The following is a 17,325-nucleotide window of genomic DNA, read 5'->3' as shown; positions in this document are numbered from 1 at the left end:
TCTTAAAAATTACCTTTTTTCGTCCAAAAAACCGCGCCTATATCACGGGAACAAACACTTTTAAAACTACAGGCGGCAGAAGAGGAGCACAGGAAGTTAAAACAAAAACTCGCTGAGCCCAAAGAAAAACTGTCTCGCTCTGTGAGTCAATTTAACCAATTCATGTCGCAAATAGGAGTACGCGACAATCAAACACTCATTCGGCTTATTGGTGATGAAATAGCCGATCGCGGAAATTGTGATTATTTCACAGTACGAATTCTTAATCTGCTACGTCGAAATCATTGTCCCTTAAACATTCTCATATCAAACCATGGCAGTGAGTTTATTTATGCGTTTGAACAATTCATGGCCGGACATGCTTTTGCCCCTCCGGGTTACATTGGTGATGTACAAATCCCTTCTTTTTGGGGGCTTAAGCTGTTACTCGAACATGACATTATTAACTCCGAGGAATTAACCCACTTAATCAATGAAACCTATAAACCCACTTTAAAGGTACTAGATTACACGCTCAGTGAACAGGGCATTACTTTATTTAGTCATGCACCAATTCGCTTCGATAGCATTCAACTGATGGCAGCGAATCTTGGGGTACCTTATGACGACTCCACCGCAGAAGCTTTAGCAGCAACCATTGAACAGATTAATCATCAGTTTCAAACCTATGTTGAAAACAACAGCACACACTCACTGTTTCATACTGACACGATTCATGACCGAACCAATATGTCAGAACAAGAGCGTGCAACATGGCCTTTAATTTATCTATTTTGGAATCGTTGGGATGCAATTAAAGAAACAGAATCAGCAAGACCCACAACACACAATGGCTATAATATTACTTATGTGCATGGGCATGATGGCTTTCAAAGTCTCCTACCGCACATTTATAATTTAGATACTCCTTGCGGCAAAGAACCACGAAAAACTGAAAATGAACGGATAGACAAAGCATTTCGCTTTATCACGGAAAATAAAAATAATGCCGTAGATAAAACAACTTCAGAATCCTATCTTCGTGATGTTTTAAGATATAAAGTGTTCGATTCAGATGAGCACGACCTAGCATTCAATAAGCAAAGCAAACTGAACCCCATAAAGAAGATTCAAGATAATGAAATCAATGGCAGCATAAAAAAATTAGCCCTTTTGGGAAAATCAATATTGCCAACGCCAACTCCATTTGTTGCATTGCAAGAACCAACAACTAAGCCCTGCTCAAGAGAATTGATTCTGGCATCGGAAGGACAAGAGGAACGAGCGCTGTTTAATTTTTAAACACACGCCGAATAATATGATAGGCTGGCCCTTGGCTCAACCTATCATATCTACATAAACGTATACGTGGACTACAAGTTATCTTTGATGTTGGAAAAATAATTTCTTATCGCCATAATTTGAAGCCAGCAAAGCACTCTCCAACATTAAGGTACCTATATGGTACTCTGTACCTTGATATTCTCCGTACACTTCATAGATTGGTCCCATAGGTATCGCTGCGAGCGACACTCTAAAATCTTCTCGTGAGTTTTCAGGGATCAAATCCTTAACCAAACTCGTTGGTCTAAAATAGATCCGTTCAGGAAAGACAGGGATCCCCGTCACTCGTCCTTCACTCGTCCAAGCAGCCAAATGCCACAAAGGAAGATTATTGGCAGGGTCACGAGTCCATTCAAATATTTTCTCAATTGCCTTCAAGGTCCAATTTGTCGCATGAGGTATTTGGTTCGAAAAATCTTTTGCAAAATAATTCCAATTGTCTTTTTGTCCCTCAAGCAAATTCATCACCTGCAAATTTACAGAAGCATGTTCTGCGATTAAAAATTTAATCGCCATGCCAGGAATATAATTATCATCAGCGGGAGGCGTTGCTAACGAAAGACGTGCAACCCCTACACCTCCGGTTTGATAAATACCAGTGAAAGGATGATCGGCGGCAGGAACTAGAGCGATTTTACCTACTGAACCATTGGCATGAATAATTTTTACTCGTCCGGTAGGAATTTCATCACTGGCAGAATCAAATGTAGGGTTTAAGTTAAACAATCCTTTTAGTTTTTCGAGCACTTCATTAAAACTATTACCAGTAAGTACTGGCAAGGGATCTTCTTCGTGGCTTAAAGTAATTTCACTCCATAATAAATCACGCTTTTCTTCAGCAGATAGCTCCTGATAATAGCAAGGCAATTGTGCGTATAAACCAAAACTCATGCAACAATTGATGAGTGCACTAAAAAACAAAATCAAACAACGACGCATTCCAACCTCCTTGTATTTAAAGTTAATTTTTTTTACAGAGTATACGAAATAATGCAACTTTTCTAGGCCATGTATGAAAATGGGGACAATGTGCAGCGTGTAGTCTGGATGCAGCGTAGCTCGGGATAGAATAACTTCTTTTTAACCCGGGTACCGCCACGCTGCACCCAGGCTATGTTGTAAAGATTATGACTTCATAAAATGATCATAAATAGCACGGCTCGCAAGAGCTATGGCATGACTGCGGGGGTAATCACTGGCTGATTTCGATTTAACATATACTGCAATCGCAATATGGCCTTTATTATTGGGTAACGTAATAATGCCAACGTCACTCACGAAACGATACAGTTTTTTAGAACCAGGATATCTTAAATAATCTCGCTCATAAATGGACCACGTTCCAGTTTTATGAGCTACTTTAACACTGGGAGGTAATAACCCTCTTATCCTGCTGCGACCAGTTCGGCATTGCTCCATGATCTTCATAAGAAGATTGGTACTTGATTCTGAAAGTGCCTGCTTTTTATATAATTTCACCAGCAATTTCGCCATATCATTCGGAGTCGTGGTATCGCGAGTGTCATTTTCAAAACGTTGCCAGGCTTTCTGCTTTTCTCGCAGGGGCACACGATTCGATATTTTTTGCCAGGAATATACCGGCTGGCGTTTTTTTAAAAAGGTACGATCCACATGATTTGTATCCACAAACATTTCCATAATCGAGCGATTAATAAAAATATTATTGAATCCCAACGCACTCATGCGTTGTGCAACATATTTAGGACCATTTGCTGCCTGCAATAATGCATCACTCGCACTATTATCACTGTTCTTAAGTGTATGCATCAGTATTTGTTTTAAAGAAATATTCAGTTTTTTCTTTTCGAATAAATAATGCAGTGCTCCAGATCCAGGAACCGAATTACGCGCATCCATTTTAATCACACGATTCAAAGAGTCTTTTTTCTCATCGACTCGATGTAAAAAAGCCATCGCGATCGGTAATTTGATGGTACTTGCCATGAAAAAGCGTTGATTGCTGTTATGTGCAATCACCTTATTTTTCTCTATATAAATGGCAGTAATCCCCATGATTGTATTTGATTTTTTTTCAATAACATTTAGCTTCCTAATCAGCTCCGCATCACTCGGAGCAGCAAAACCATTTACTGAAAATACAAAACCCAAAAACCAACACATTACAGTACTTTTTATACTTAGAGTATTGGTATGCTGCGCCAGTAATTTTTTCATATGATATTTAATCCATTTCTCATTATTTTTATTCAATTTTTTAGCATCAATAATAAGGTAATCGCTCACGCGCGCCTAATCAGTAAAGCATTCATTACTGCATATTTCAAAGTGTATGATAAACGTACATTAGAAATTTCCCTATCAGCATGCAACAGTCCATAGTTTGTTAGGAAGGTTTGGTGACCTTGATAAGGTATTTAATTTTCTTTTACCGCATTTTTGACTAATTTTTACTGTCAAGCAATAAGCCATACAATCATTAAGCAAATTTTTATTCTATTTTTAAATTGATTACAATCTTTTGTGCACCTTAGGCAATAAATTAATCATTATTAATCCAAATCGATCAACTTATGCTCGCCACGGCATGCATCGTCAAACGCTTGGATAAAATAAATTCTTAAGAATTACTGAAAACCTGTTTTTTTAATGGCTTGTTAGTCAACAAAAACCAATAATCAGAACTCAGTAATTCATGAGATAATCTTCTATGGCGCCGGGTTTTCTGCTTCCATCACAGGCTTTGCCTTTTCCTTCTTTGGGGAGCTAAAAATCTTACTCAAAAAACTACCCGACCGCTTAAATTTATCTACTTTGTCGCTGACAGTTGGCGTACCTGGTGCTTCCCTTTCCGGTGCAGGAGCCGATGAGGCTCTCTTAAACATTGTGGGGAGCTCCGCTTGAGAATATTGTTTCACGATTTTCTTCGACTCAGGGGTTTTCACAGCTCCAGGAGAATTAGAAGATGATACCTCCACACTTTGATCATCCTCAGTAGAAGACGGTGCTGATGAGGTCTGAGTAAAACCAATCGCAAGATCCAAACGAGTCAATGCCTCTTGCGCCTCCATTCGTTGTGTCTTTGTTTTACTTGTCAATGAGAGAATGATCTCTTTTAAAGCAAAACCTACAGGACTTTGAAACACTTCATGCTCTAAATTCATATGTTCACTTAAGTCCTCTTTTTGCATTCGTTCAAGAGTTTCACCTAAGCCTGTGGTTGCCTGCTGTTGCAAAAAAGAAGAGAAGGGGCGCTCGTCTGCATCCGTTTCTGGTTTATTGACTAAGTCTTTGATTGCAGCCTGTGCCTTCATATGTTCTGATACAATAAAATGACCGGTAAGCACTTCATAAATACTTATCCCCAAACTATAACGGGATTCGTACTCAATTTCCTGTATAGAAACCATGGGTTTTGAGCCGGGGTTATTACTCACCGAATCAAGCAAGAATTGATACCCTACAGAAATATTATTACTCAGCTCATTTACTGGAATCGCATCTTTTCCAGTTACGTCTCGCAAAGATTTCACGTCTGAAAGAACCAAACGACCATCATCAGCAATCACAAAATTGCCGGGTTTAAAGTCTGTAAAACAAAAACCTGCGGCACGCAGATCAGCCATTATTTGCAACATATTTCTAACATACTGTATACGACTGACAAAATCGTTGTTTACTACTCGCAAATCCTGTCGTCCACAATATTCCACAACCTCTAAATAATATTTTTGGCTTCTATGCATGAACTCTTCCAGCGCATATTGTTCAGGGAAGTGCTTGTTTAACACGTTATGTTTGCGCGCTCTGATATATGCAGGAAAATCAATATCATGTTCAGAAATAACCCGGAAAACAACAGGTACATCTTTATACGTTATCGAATAAATAGGGATTGCAGAACCACCCAATAACTTTATCGGGACATTCTTGTTGCCTATGGGCATAGTCTCTTGAAACTGCACAATATATTCAGATGCTTTTAAAGCAAATTTAATAATATTATCTGTAATCCCAGATAAAACTCCTGTCGCTTCTCCAGATTTGATTTGTTTTGTAAGTGCTTCTGCGACCTGCAAAGCGTGTTTTTTTTTCTCCTTTTCAATTTTTATCTGTTTGGAAGTTGCGACCATTAAAAAAATCCTAAATCCTATAAAATATGGCTGCAAATCATACAGAGTCACAAAAAAACCATCAAGGCTTATTTTATTTACTTATCATGCTGGCTATCTTGCATCAAATTTTAGAACTCGTAAGGAAGTAGGTATGTTCCAAATACTCCATTAACTCTTCTTTATTCACTGGCATCTGGGTTAAACCAATATATTTATCAGGCCGAATCAACACCACGGTAGGTTGACTGATTTTAAAGCGCTGGTACATCTTTTGATGTTCATCAATCAATATTGAAATCCCTTTGTCAGCTATATTCATTCCCGAATGCGGAAGGATAATATGAGTTTTTATTAGCCCCTTAAATTGCTGCGTAACAGTTGCAGCAAGTTCAGCGAAAGCGGACAGAGCGTTATTATCAGCAAGTCCCACAAACAACAATAAATGATGTAGCGTTCCTTGCGTCACTTGCTGCAGCTCTCTTTTTTCTTTAGTTTGCGCATCAAGTAAAGGGAAGTTCATAAGAAGCTCACCAACATGAAACTTTGTCTTTTCGCCGAGTACTTTAACTATTGGACTTTTGGCATAGCTTACTGACAACTCGGCCAAATTATACATGACAAAATTTTTAATCGAATCGAACGACATGGCTATGCGTAAAAAGAAGTTACGCAGAGAAATCATCGACGGATTACTCATCATCATCAAACGAGTCATTGCTCCCGTATTTTTTAATACCTCTGCAGCAATGGGATGACGTTCGCAATGATAACTATCAAGCAATGCATCGGTTGCCAGTCCTTTTTGCACCAGCGCTAATTTCCAGGCCAAATTATAGATATCTTGCAACCCCGTATTTAAACCTTGCCCACCCATAGGACTATGAACATGCGCTGAATCACCAGCAAAAAATACGCGTCCGTAACGATAGTTTTGAATTTGCTTGTGATCAATACCAAATTGGCTAATCCAAATAGGATCACGTAGGGTTGCTGAATCCGTACAACGCGCCTTAAAAGCCCTTGTAATGTCTTCGATTGAAGGTTCTTGATGCATGATTTTTTCTGGGGCAGTCATGACCAAACGATAACGTTTCTCTCCCATTGGAAAACAGGCTAGTGGCCCTTCGGCACTCACATAGATTATAAATTTATTCTCTGGCAGCTCCCAATCAATAAGCAAATCAGCAAGCCACCAAGTTTGTTTGAAGGAAGAGCCTATAAACTCTGCATTCACTAATTTTCTTAGGGTACTGTGTGAACCATCGCAAGCAATAATCCACTGCGATTGAACCTGTTCCATACTGCCATCAACATGCTTTAAAGTAGATACCATATGGGTTGCTGATTGTTCGCTTTCCATCAGTTCAGTTTGCCATTCAACCTGCAAACCTCTATCAGCTAATCCTTGATAGAAAATATGTTCCGTTTTACTTTGAGGGAGATCAATAACAAAATGATAATCTGCTTCAACATTGGCATACGTTGCATGAATTAACTCTTTTCCCTTAGACTTAAACATAACTCCGTCTACTTTTTGTCCCTCAATGAGTATTTCATCAAGAAAACCACAATCCCTAAGCAGATCAAGTGTACGAATATGAATGGCCAACGCTTTAGACTTGTCACTGAGCGTCGACTTTTTATCAATGATCCGGCAACTCAAACCTTGGCGGGTTAGTTCATTTGCGCAAAATAAACCGACGGGGCCGGCGCCAACTACCAGTACATCCAATAACTTATCAGACATATTCACTCCATGAATTGAATCAGATCATTTAGGTTCAGCACTATTATTTGCACTGCGTCTTTAAACTTTATTATATACTAAGCGTAGTTGCTCATAGCCCTATAGAGCTAAAAAAAGCATTGATTTCGCTGGTTTCTTGCTCATGATATTTCCTGCCAGCAACCTGAAGTCGATGCTCTGGATGTTGATGCCAGCCTTGGCTGCCACGTACTAACTTCATAACTCGCCTAAGAAAATCGGGGCCTGGATCATCTTTATCCGTTTGGTAATTGGGATCCTTTTCGAGCCAAAGAGGCGTATTTTTGAAATTTAAATATTCATTGTGGCCAATAACATATTTTATTTCCGGATATTTCTTTTTGAGATAACAGACTAAAAATGCGTTTGCTTTTGTCTGTGCTTCGGTGAGATCATCTTTGCTATCAATCCCACCTACATTTTCAATACCAATAGCATAATGGTTCAAGCCTATAACATGCCGAGCCATCCAATGATCCGGCATAAGTTGATAGATGCTTCCATCTCGATCTACTACAAAATGGGTAGAGACGTTCAAGTCACCAGGCAACTCTTTAATGCGCGGTGAGTTTTTGGGGAATATTGGTGGATTAAATACACGAAAAGTTGCTTTGAACGTAGGGATACATGTCCAATGCAAAACAATCATTTTCGGTTCAATTTCAATGGACTTCGAATCGATTCCATAATGAGTTAATTGATACTGACGTGTTAACACAACACGTTGGAGATCAAATTGAATCGGTGCTTTATGAATTTTTTGCGCGTCATTACAAGAAAAGGCATGTACCAGCGAACTTATAAAAAATGAGCAAAGTAGAAGAGTTTTCATATTATTCTTTTAATACCATAAAGTATGCTGTTACATAATCTGGCAAATGATGGGTTGCCTGCGCAAACGCTTTTCTCCCAGCATAACTGCCCGCTAAAAAGTCAACTTGATACAAATTATTTTCAAATGCGCCTCCGGTGTCAGCAAAAATGCCAGCTCGTGTCACCATGTTTCCTGAACGATTAGGGTATTGCACCATCAATAATTTACCTAAACCAAACTGCGTAAGATCAGCGGCAAAAGTAACTTCTGTATTCACAGTAATTTTATGATCTGCATCTTTTCCATAGCCTTTGATGCCTGCTACTGGTTTAAAATACCAATAACGCTCTTGCTGATAGGGATTTTTGGCTTTGTCATATGCAATGTTATTACAACGATGCACATTAAAGGTTTTTGTTGGATGGTTCAAGCCAAAATCAGCAACAACGGTACCTTGCATTAATGCTGCTTCGATGTCTTCTCGATTGAAATAACCCAAAGCAGGTACATTTTTATTCGCTAATGCGCCTTTTAAAATAGCCTGCTTGCCATATTGGAAACGTATCAGTCCAGGCTTAGCCTCTGCCTCCTCCAAAGTCAGTAATTCTTCATCCTTAGGAAGACCATAAAGGGCAAAGGGATAAACCGCGTTGCGTGTAGTTGATGCCTTAGCACGATGAACATAATACTTAGTCATTAAAATCTTATCTTTGGGTAAATGCGCAAGAAGCGGTTTTTGCATACTCAGTGGCTTCGCTTGTTCTTGATCAGGATACCAACGCATAAAATCAAAGTGTGCTTTAACAAAAGCAGGATTATTCATTTCGTTTTGGTGTTGGCAAATAAATATTAAGGTTGCTTTGACTCGCACAAGAGGGATTTTAAACACTTTGCCTTCATGAATAACCCGAGGATCATAATGGCTGCCTTTATTTAAATAAGCCAAAGTCTCTTTGGCGGTAGCACATAAAGCAGGCCCATTGATTTCATAACGGGTTGCAGACGACGGTTCAGCCGGCATAAAACGAGGTGCAGCGACTGCGTCAAGATTCATTAATAGAAACAAACTATAAAAAAAAACTTTTATTTTCATTGTGCACAATCATTGTTTATTAAAACAAAATGATACCATAGATACGGTATTAAATTCTAAGAATTAGCTCTGGTAAGTCGTAGAGCTAATATAGGCTTAAAATACTAATATGAGAAGACCACTCTTCGCTGTGCATACCGAAGTACACCACAGCAAAGAACGGAAAATAGGAGGGGCAATTTATTTATTTCGTAGTTCACTCTAAGAGTTAAACAACACCAAACCATTTTTACCGTCGTCCTTATTAAAATTACAAGTCCAATCGACTACCATTTGTTGCTTATGCAAAATGGGATCAAAAAAATTCACGTGTAGTGTCACTGTATTATCGTCAAAAACACTTAAACGACCTGATAACGTTAGGAATTCTCCTGAGGGGTTTTGTATAAAAATTTTCATAGACGTAGTCACCGTATCTATCAATATGTTATTAATAGTTTCCTGACCATGAAAATAGTTGGTGAAATTAAAACGAGTGGTAGCCCCCTCTAATCGTCTCATAGCTTGGGTAGCAAGTGGTCCTGTTGCTTCACAGTTATCAAAATGAATGATTCCTCGAACATCTTCACCACTTTCAACTGCTTTCACTAATTGAGAAAAATTAGTGATATTATTACTGTCCGCATTAGGATCAAGATCTTGTGCATTAGCCTGATTTAATGAAAGGAGCAATGAAACTCCAACAACAACAGATCGCGATATTCTCATTTATATCCTCCATGATGCTTGATAAAGTCAGGTCCCTGAGTAAGAATAAGCCTTTAAACACCTTAAGTGTACAATCTGTTTACCCGTTTTGCCAATTTTTATATTAGAACCTTAACGCACTAAGCAGCTTCCGCCCCATCCAACTCAGAGTCACTCATCGTCACGCGATTAAAATACCAAGCGCTGTACAGAGCACCGAGTCCACAAACAATTAAGCCTAAAGGCAATGCCGTAAGTGTTTGCACCAGTAAATAAGCACTGATGATAGTGAATACAGATGAACCAAACATACGTACGGTATGAATTATGGCTAATGCGAGACCAGTATTTTCCTTATAGTCTGCAAGCATAATCGACATCGTGGCCGGTGCGGTTAAACTAATTCCTAAGTTACAAATTAATGCAAAAGACAAAGCATATAAATCAAATTCAGCAAAGTTTGCATACAATAACATCGCAAAACCTCCGCTAATAATAAACCAGCTACCTAGATAAATGGTGGCAGCCATACTGAAATACTTACGCAGCCAAATGCCTAAGTAATTCCCGACAATAATATTTAATCCATTAATAATAAAGATAATGCCATACATTAAGGGTGAAAAACCCAGTTGATCAATAATAATGTAGGATGAATTAATCACGGAAAGCATGACCGCAGCAAAGCTAAACATCATAATAAAAGAACCACTCCAAAGCGTAGGCGATGGAATGATGTCTTGATAGGCTTTGATTACCTTTTTTATCTTAAAAGGTTCTTGGGGTTGAGTCCAAAATGGTGACTCAAATAATCCTTTGCGCGCTTGCAACAAGAGCACCAGGCCAATTACAGCCATCAACATAAAATTCGCTTGCCAACTGCAATAGGTAAAGATTAGCGACCCACATACTGGAGCAAGAATGGGAGATATTGAAACAATCATAGACACATAGGATAAAACCTTGGCCCGCTCTACCGTATCTTCAAAGTCTCGCGAGATTGAAAACGCAATCAGATTAGCGCTGCACAAGGCAAACCCCTGTAATGCCCTTCCGAGAATGAGCACAAAAATATTCGGAGCGAAAGCGCAGATTAAGCTGGCAAGAACTGCAATGAGTAAGCTTGCAGGCAATAAACGACGTCGCCCAAAATGATCGATGAGTGGTCCCCAGACTAATTGAGTAACCCCAAAAACAAACAGATAAATACTTAAGGTTAATTGGCTTAAGTCATGTGTTGTATCAAAAAAATTGGTGAGATAAGGCAACGAAGGTTGATAAAGATCAAAGGTAAGTAAAGAAAAAGCCGCTAATAAGCCAATAAATACAATGGAGGTTCTTGTTTGCAACATAATATTCAATTTATAAAAAAATAGCGGGGCATTATAGTAAAATTTTTGTGCTTTTGCTCTAGGGCTGCAAAAAAATCTGCAGTTATTAACAAGTTTTTATGTAGCGTTGGGGAAGCGCGGCATAAGCAGGGATTAAAGTGTTCATTCATTTCAGAAACCCAGGTTACTGCGCCTCCCCCAAGCTATATCCAATTAACCTTGACGAATCAGATAATCGCTGCCTGCATGAATTATTTTTTTCATCCGATTATTTTCTGCTGGATTAGGTTCGCATGCTTTATACGCATCTTTTACTGATGCAATACTAAGAGGCACAATAGGGCGACTGTCGGTCTCTAGATAACCATCTTTATTCTTAAAAATAGTAAACTGGTCCGATGCAAATTCCTGGCAATCAGTTAAAGTCTCATCCTGACAAATTGAAAATTTCAGGGATCGCTCTACGCGATAGTTCTCACTCACCTCATCAGCAAAAACAATATCGCCATAAACTACGCTATGACGGGTACCACAAAAATAATAGCCAAACTTATATTTACCATTTTCAACAACATCGGTACGAATATACCGTCCATCACCTTGCTTCAGGCCATTGAGCGTCACAATATGACGTACCTCTTCTTTAGGTTTGTCAGCCACTGCCAACCCAGTTAGAGCCAATCCCGCGATTAACACAGCAAATCTTTTCATTTTCATTCCTTATCTGAAAAAAACATCCTCAAGGAACATATCTTTAAGGATCAATAACTTACTCTAATGACAATTTGAAGATAAAAAACTTTTAAACCAAACTGACACCGCCGCCCATTATGCTAAAAAGAAAACCATTTGAACAGATAAAAAAACTTCGCTTTTTGCGCAATAAAAAAACGAATGTGGCGTGGTGTTTTATCAGCGGACTGTAAGAAATGTGAGCAATATGATGCTGGCACATGAAGCGCCAGGGTCTGCTTGAACATATTGATGGTCTCATACGAATAAGTTAGACGAGCATTTTGTGCAACAAATTTGCCGCAATGGGTAAAAGGGATCAGGAAACAACAACTATTGTTTTTTGAATTATCCTATGGCAAAGAAACACTTTCATGGTAGAATAATATTTGTACATTAGGGGTGCCGGTTATGGCTGAGAGGATAAACCAACCCTTTGAACCTGATCTCATTCGTCTGAGCGGAGGAAAATGTGTCTATTGTTATGTTCTCAGGTCTTATAGCGTTTATTACTTCATTTATTGGTTTATTACCACAAATTGTCAAATCCTTAAAAACAAAATCGACTCAAGATCTGTCCATGATTATGTTGATTAATTACCTCATCTGCTCTGTCGCATGGATTATTTATGGGAGCAATACAGATTCCTTTTTTGTAATCAGTTCTAATGTAGTCGGTTTGATTGTCAGTTTGCTGCTTATTCTTTTAAAAAGATATTATGATGCACGATGTAATTAATTTAACAGGCTATCAATCGATTCTCTGCCTCAATGGCGATCTACCTGAGTCTTCTTTTTTCATTAGCCTGAACTTGCCTGTCATTGCAGCTGATGGTGCAGCCAATAGCTTATTGGAACGTGGAGTCCACCCACAATTAATCACTGGGGATTTGGACTCTGTACGGCCTGCCATTTTAGAAAACCATCGTTCTCTGCGTTTAGTAGATCAAAATTATAGTGATTTTCAAAAAGCGATGAGTTATTTAAAAGAGAATGATTTATTACCCGCCATCATTGTAGGAATAAATGGCGGGCATTTGGATCATATCTTGAATAATATTAATATCTTTATGGAAACAAACTGCCTTTTGTATGCCCCGCCCCTGCGTGGCTTTGTTCTCAATGAACACTCCCGTATGCATTGCGCATTACCTATCCATACAAAAATCTCGTTAATGGGAATACCCTCGGCAATTGTTTCTTCAACAGGACTTCAGTGGGAGCTCAACAACGCAACGCTTTCTTTTCCAGGACAAACATCGTGTTTCAATCGAACCCTGCACTCAGAAATTGTTTTGGAGATTCATCAAGGTTCAGTTTTGGTTTTGATTTACGAACGGATGATTGCAGATGCAGGATTATCTGCTCTTTAAGTTCAGCAGATAAATATGAGAAAACGTCCATCCTGCAAACAATTCTTTTAGATTTCGTTTAATCTACTTGAATAGTGCAATGCTCACCTGTAGTTACTAAGGTCACCGTGCTGTCTTTTGCCAACTTTTGGGAACCACACATAATATCCTTGCCAAATGCAGAATTTTTTCGGTATCCAAAGACATATACCTTATTTGCAGGTCCCTTGCCTGAATAGGATTTCCCACGCGCACCTGATTTTTTACCATCCACAATAAAACCTAAAGCTGCTGCTGTTTGCTCATCAGTTTTGACTTGTACTTTGATCGTGTCATCAGCAAAGGCATGAATTGAAAAAGAAAATAGAACTACTCCGATCATATTTTTTACACAGCTTTTCATCATACAAACTCTCCTTGTTCAATGATTTCATTAATATAACTTATTTAATGCTGAAGGAATATAAATTCAGCTCAATATCGACGATTTTTTTAACACTGATTCTCGTATATGCCCTCTTAAAAAGAGAAAGAATGGTTTATTGTCTTAACAAGACTAGTGTTTCTCTTGAATTAAAAAACATATACACTATGATCAATATATAATCATATTGATTCATTTATGAATCGCGCTCTTGTGGCGCTTGAGTAAGATTGGTTCCAGCAGAACCCTGTGCTCAAATTTTGTTGCCTATTCATTTAAAGCAATAGGTATAGATCAGAGTACTTAATAAAAATGATATATTGAGTGCAAATAGAGTAAGGATTTTGAATTATGTTGCTAAAATTTTTTAGAAGAAGGGGTCTGCAAACTGCTAGCAATCCAGAGTTTTCCGCTATTATGGATATGTATGAAGCACAAAAACCAAGCCTAGTCAGAGGCGCTCTTTCTGGAGAGAGTTGGCGTCATGAGAGTATGGGCCAAACATTAACTACAATAACCGACCCAGTAAAACTCAGAAAATTAAAAAAGCAGGCAACAGCAAATCTAAATCATTGGAAAGCAAACAAAGCAGAACCTCCTTCTGAAGTTGAGGTGGTAAATCAAGATTGGGGTGATGTAGCACTAGAAGCAACCCGAAAGTATGGAAGACTATATGCTGTATTAAACATGGCAAATTCGCTCTATCCTGGAGGGGCGGCATTGCAAGGTGGAAGTGCTCAAGAAGAAAACATGTGGCACCGAACCACATGTGCCCTATCCTTAAAGGATAAAATAGTGATATGCGATAGGGATTACGAAAACACATTCCTCTATACTCCGGAAGGAAGAGAGTTGGTAGAAGGCAGAAAGAAAATGCTGCCAATGGAACTTGAAATGCTAAAGAAACGATGTAAAGAAGCCTATTCACCGGACGCAAATAAAACGTTTTTCAGTGAAGAGCCCAGAATTTGCTTTAGAGGTCCAATCGTGTCACTTCCATTAGCAATGGATGAATATGCCCCAAATATGGTTGCGGATTCTGGATTAAGTTTCGCATTTCTTCCAGACCAACATATTTTTCCCTTTTATGAATTAAGATCTGCGGCTCCAGAACACTTTGCTGAATCACAATCACAAGAACCTATAGTGCTCAAACAACATAAAGATGATTTGCGACGACGGATTGCAGCGCAACTGGATACATTAATTCTTGCAGAGCAACCTAATGTGCTACTTGGAGCTTGGGGCTGTGGTGAATTTAGAAATGAGCCCGAACTAGTCGCCGAAATTTATGCTGAAGAAATTGAAAAAAGAGCGGCTTTTTTTCAACATATTATGTTCCCAATAATTAATACCCGTTCAAAAATCAATAATTTCGATATATTTCAACAAACACTGACCGGTATCAAACTTGGAGAGGATCAACAACCTTCTCACCAAATGTAAAATAGTCCCAAAACATACCTTCTGAGGGGCTATCTTAAACAGAATGCCCCTCCCCCAAATACCATCATTAAGACTTAGACATTTTTTTCATCTCGTGCACGTTTTCCTCATCACTTGCATCAACTTCGTCTTCCAACTCACTTTTCTCACCTTTTTCTAAATCTTCATCAACAGGTCTCTTGATTATGGATTTAAGTAGCTGCGGAGCCACTGCATTGGCTGCAGTTGTTGAAGTGGGATCTTTAGAAACTTCACTGCCTCCCCATGTAACCAGGAATAATGAACCGTAGAGGAGTTGAAATAAGTACATGACTTGCTGCACTATTTGCTCGTCATGAAATACCAAACTGATTGCCAACCCTAAGATCACTGCCGAGAATATCGCCTGCAGCCCTTGAATCAATTTTTCATTAAGATGAGTATCAGAACGCGCTACTGCATATCCGGAATTGAGTACCTGTGCAAAAGCTATTGGTATTAAAGGAATTGGGCTCATTGTATTCGTAATTTGCATCCCTGCTTGTACTGTGCCTTGCGTCACTAATAAGCCTCCATTACTTCTTTGCGCATTCCGATGGGCTGCAGAAGAGGTCGGTACACGTGCTTGAAGGCGGTCTAATATGTTTGAGGTTGAGCCAGGCATTTTTAAATCCTTTTATAAAGAAATATGAATAAGGGATTAAGTGCTTATTTAATCCATGAATTGATTTGCGCTACTGAAAATGTTACCTCCTTTTCTAACTAAGGTTTTCCAGCGGCAAGTCATTATTTTAACTAGTTTTTTTTCAACTTCAACTTTATTTTTTGGAAAAATATAAGGGTTTTTCATTAGCGAACTAGGTCATTAACATGTCGCTCGCTTGAGACAAAATGAGCTGATTTCGAGCACTGAAGTAAAGCCCCCATCATCTACGGAGGGAGCTAGACTTATTTAAAAACTTACAACTTACTTTATAATGACACACGAAAGGACAATTTTTTAATCTATAAATACAAGGAGTAATGATATGTCTTATGCAAAACAACAAGCGACTCAACAGCCTGTAAGTATGTATAACCTATTAAGCTGGAGCACCGTCTATCGAGGTTATAATGCATTAGTTGCTGCATTCGTCATGTTTCAATACGTTAATAACCCAGAAGCTGCAGCAATAGAGTATCTACCGGATGTTGCAATTCATACGTTTGAAGCAATTGCCCCTAATTCATTAAATCAATTGGCTGCCGGTGCCAACATTGCACGCGGGATCCAAGCAGGGTTGGCGTTTTTCTCCGGTAACTCGACAATCCCCAGCGTTGCTAACCTCACTGATGTATTCAACCATGGGCTTAACACGTATCACAGACTGTCTTGATAAAAAGAATGACTTAAAGAGCATCAGGGAGTGGGTCATTCCTGCCAGACGGGAATGACCACAAATGCATCAGAAATATTCGTATTAAATATTAAAAAAACTGGCGACATTCAGTTAACTAACCTAAATTGGACTGATTTTCGATGATAATTTTCGATCGGCGTTCAAAATCTCATTCGTACACCATGATTTCAGCAAATTTGTGGAAAAATGGAACTCACCGCTTAATCACCGTCATTAATAACACCCCTTGGTATTGCTCAACGGGTAGAAATTCTGGTTATGCAGGAACTTGGTTTTTTTTTGGTGGGGTACTGGAAAAGAAAAGCGAACGCCATCCTTCGGGCTGGTTCATTAAGCCCAAAGGCTTAGTTGCCGAACGTTATAGCAAAACCAAATTTTTTGGTCATCATACAACTCATTACATTCGTAAACGCTCGATACACAAACTCATTAGTTTTTCACGTTTTGGAGACATTAAAAAAATTTGCATTTCCGCATCACTTGGTGGTGGATTTTGGTTATCAGACAAAGGTAAAAATCTGAAAAAGTACTTACGTAAAAATTATCCCGAGTATTTTCTGTCTGATAAAGTGGTAAACAAGATACTTAAAACGGCGATGTCTTATGATTTACCCATTTACACCAAACGTAAACAGGTAAATCGTTGGCTGGCGACACACGGTGTTGCCACCGTAGGCGTATTGAATGATGAGTCGTTATTATTCAGGCCTTAGTTATTTAATGGTGTGTCGCTTTCTCTTTCGCATCACCAAACAACCAATCTGAACTCACTTCAAGCTCATCAGCGATTCTTTGCATCGTATTGGCGTCTAATGCAACAATGCCGCGCAACAACGCTTCAATTTTAAATTTAGGTAATTGAAACATCTTTGAACACGCTTGCAC

The 17,325-nt window shown here is 38.8% G+C and carries 17 protein-coding genes and 1 riboswitch; of the genes, 6 read left to right on the top strand and 11 right to left on the bottom strand.

The genetic code is table 11. From position 1 onward, the window contains the following. The first annotated feature begins 39 nt into the window (after positions 1-39). Complete coding sequence (gene wip / locus BGO44_RS06240) at positions 40-1,281, top strand: Dot/Icm T4SS effector Wip (protein WP_333663480.1); 1,242 nt, start codon at positions 40-42, stop codon at positions 1,279-1,281. Between the two features lie 78 nt (positions 1,282-1,359). Here wip and BGO44_RS06235 read toward each other — a convergent pair whose 3' ends face one another. The 9 genes from BGO44_RS06235 to BGO44_RS06195 all read right to left on the bottom strand — a co-directional run bounded on the left by BGO44_RS06235 (position 1,360) and on the right by BGO44_RS06195 (position 11,818). Then, on the bottom strand, positions 1,360-2,262 hold the full coding sequence (locus BGO44_RS06235; protein ID WP_058509229.1) for a hypothetical protein: 903 nt from the start codon (positions 2,260-2,262) through the stop codon (positions 1,360-1,362). Positions 2,263-2,448: 186 nt separating this feature from the next. Next, complete coding sequence (gene bla / locus BGO44_RS06230; protein ID WP_058509296.1) at positions 2,449-3,519, bottom strand: class A beta-lactamase; 1,071 nt, start codon at positions 3,517-3,519, stop codon at positions 2,449-2,451. A 491-nt stretch (positions 3,520-4,010) separates the two neighbouring features. Next, on the bottom strand, positions 4,011-5,435 hold the full coding sequence (locus BGO44_RS06225; RefSeq protein WP_273201346.1) for a protein kinase family protein: 1,425 nt from the start codon (positions 5,433-5,435) through the stop codon (positions 4,011-4,013). Positions 5,436-5,538: 103 nt separating this feature from the next. Beyond that, positions 5,539-7,164 carry an FAD-dependent monooxygenase gene (locus tag BGO44_RS06220; protein WP_273201343.1) on the bottom strand — a complete coding sequence of 542 codons (1,626 nt, stop codon included), beginning with the start codon at positions 7,162-7,164 and terminating at the stop codon, positions 5,539-5,541. Between the two features lie 91 nt (positions 7,165-7,255). Next, positions 7,256-8,014 carry an N-acetylmuramoyl-L-alanine amidase gene (locus BGO44_RS06215; RefSeq protein ID WP_273201341.1) on the bottom strand — a complete coding sequence of 253 codons (759 nt, stop codon included), beginning with the start codon at positions 8,012-8,014 and terminating at the stop codon, positions 7,256-7,258. A 1-nt stretch (position 8,015) separates the two neighbouring features. Continuing rightward, a complete protein-coding gene (locus BGO44_RS06210; RefSeq protein ID WP_058509226.1) occupies positions 8,016-9,089 on the bottom strand; it encodes a hypothetical protein in 1,074 nt (357 codons plus the stop codon). A 201-nt stretch (positions 9,090-9,290) separates the two neighbouring features. After that, the gene (locus BGO44_RS06205) at positions 9,291-9,797 is read right to left on the bottom strand and encodes a VirK family protein (RefSeq protein WP_058509225.1); all 507 of its coding nucleotides are present in this window, start codon (positions 9,795-9,797) and stop codon (positions 9,291-9,293) included. A gap of 119 nt (positions 9,798-9,916) precedes the next feature. After that, positions 9,917-11,128, bottom strand: a complete 1,212-nt coding sequence (locus BGO44_RS06200; protein ID WP_273201339.1) for a multidrug effflux MFS transporter — start codon at positions 11,126-11,128, stop codon at positions 9,917-9,919. A 192-nt stretch (positions 11,129-11,320) separates the two neighbouring features. Then, the gene (locus BGO44_RS06195; protein WP_058509223.1) at positions 11,321-11,818 is read right to left on the bottom strand and encodes a hypothetical protein; all 498 of its coding nucleotides are present in this window, start codon (positions 11,816-11,818) and stop codon (positions 11,321-11,323) included. A 409-nt stretch (positions 11,819-12,227) separates the two neighbouring features. Next, positions 12,228-12,325, top strand: a riboswitch (TPP riboswitch). On the opposite strand from BGO44_RS06195, the gene BGO44_RS06190 reads away from it, so the two are divergent. Both BGO44_RS06190 and BGO44_RS06185 read left to right on the top strand, forming a co-directional pair. After that, positions 12,312-12,578, top strand: coding sequence for a SemiSWEET family sugar transporter (locus tag BGO44_RS06190; protein WP_058509221.1), 267 nt, complete (start codon positions 12,312-12,314; stop codon positions 12,576-12,578). It overlaps the preceding riboswitch by 14 nt. Beyond that, positions 12,562-13,212: a thiamine diphosphokinase gene (locus tag BGO44_RS06185; protein WP_058509220.1), complete on the top strand. Its 651-nt coding sequence runs from the start codon at positions 12,562-12,564 to the stop codon at positions 13,210-13,212. Before BGO44_RS06190 ends, BGO44_RS06185 begins: the two co-directional genes overlap by 17 nt. A gap of 58 nt (positions 13,213-13,270) precedes the next feature. On the opposite strand, the gene BGO44_RS06180 is transcribed toward BGO44_RS06185, so the two are convergent. Beyond that, positions 13,271-13,597, bottom strand: coding sequence for a hypothetical protein (locus tag BGO44_RS06180; protein ID WP_058509219.1), 327 nt, complete (start codon positions 13,595-13,597; stop codon positions 13,271-13,273). 369 nt (positions 13,598-13,966) lie between these two features. On the opposite strand from BGO44_RS06180, the gene BGO44_RS06175 reads away from it, so the two are divergent. Next, positions 13,967-15,061, top strand: coding sequence for a poly(ADP-ribose) glycohydrolase domain-containing protein (locus BGO44_RS06175; RefSeq protein WP_273201332.1), 1,095 nt, complete (start codon positions 13,967-13,969; stop codon positions 15,059-15,061). Positions 15,062-15,128: 67 nt separating this feature from the next. On the opposite strand, the gene BGO44_RS06170 is transcribed toward BGO44_RS06175, so the two are convergent. Continuing rightward, on the bottom strand, positions 15,129-15,704 hold the full coding sequence (locus BGO44_RS06170; RefSeq protein WP_273201329.1) for a hypothetical protein: 576 nt from the start codon (positions 15,702-15,704) through the stop codon (positions 15,129-15,131). 364 nt (positions 15,705-16,068) lie between these two features. On the opposite strand from BGO44_RS06170, the gene BGO44_RS06165 reads away from it, so the two are divergent. Both BGO44_RS06165 and BGO44_RS06160 read left to right on the top strand, forming a co-directional pair. Then, positions 16,069-16,416: a hypothetical protein gene (locus tag BGO44_RS06165; protein WP_273201328.1), complete on the top strand. Its 348-nt coding sequence runs from the start codon at positions 16,069-16,071 to the stop codon at positions 16,414-16,416. Between the two features lie 143 nt (positions 16,417-16,559). Then, entirely contained in the window at positions 16,560-17,153 is a 594-nt protein-coding gene (locus BGO44_RS06160) for a hypothetical protein (protein ID WP_273201326.1), read from the top strand. Positions 17,154-17,325 lie beyond the last annotated feature (172 nt).

Source organism: Legionella sp. 39-23, assembly GCF_001897665.1.
Taxonomy (GTDB): Bacteria; Pseudomonadota; Gammaproteobacteria; order Legionellales; family Legionellaceae; genus Legionella; species Legionella steelei.
Note: the sequence above shows the minus strand (reverse complement) of the source record. Positions and strands in the feature narration are given on the sequence as shown.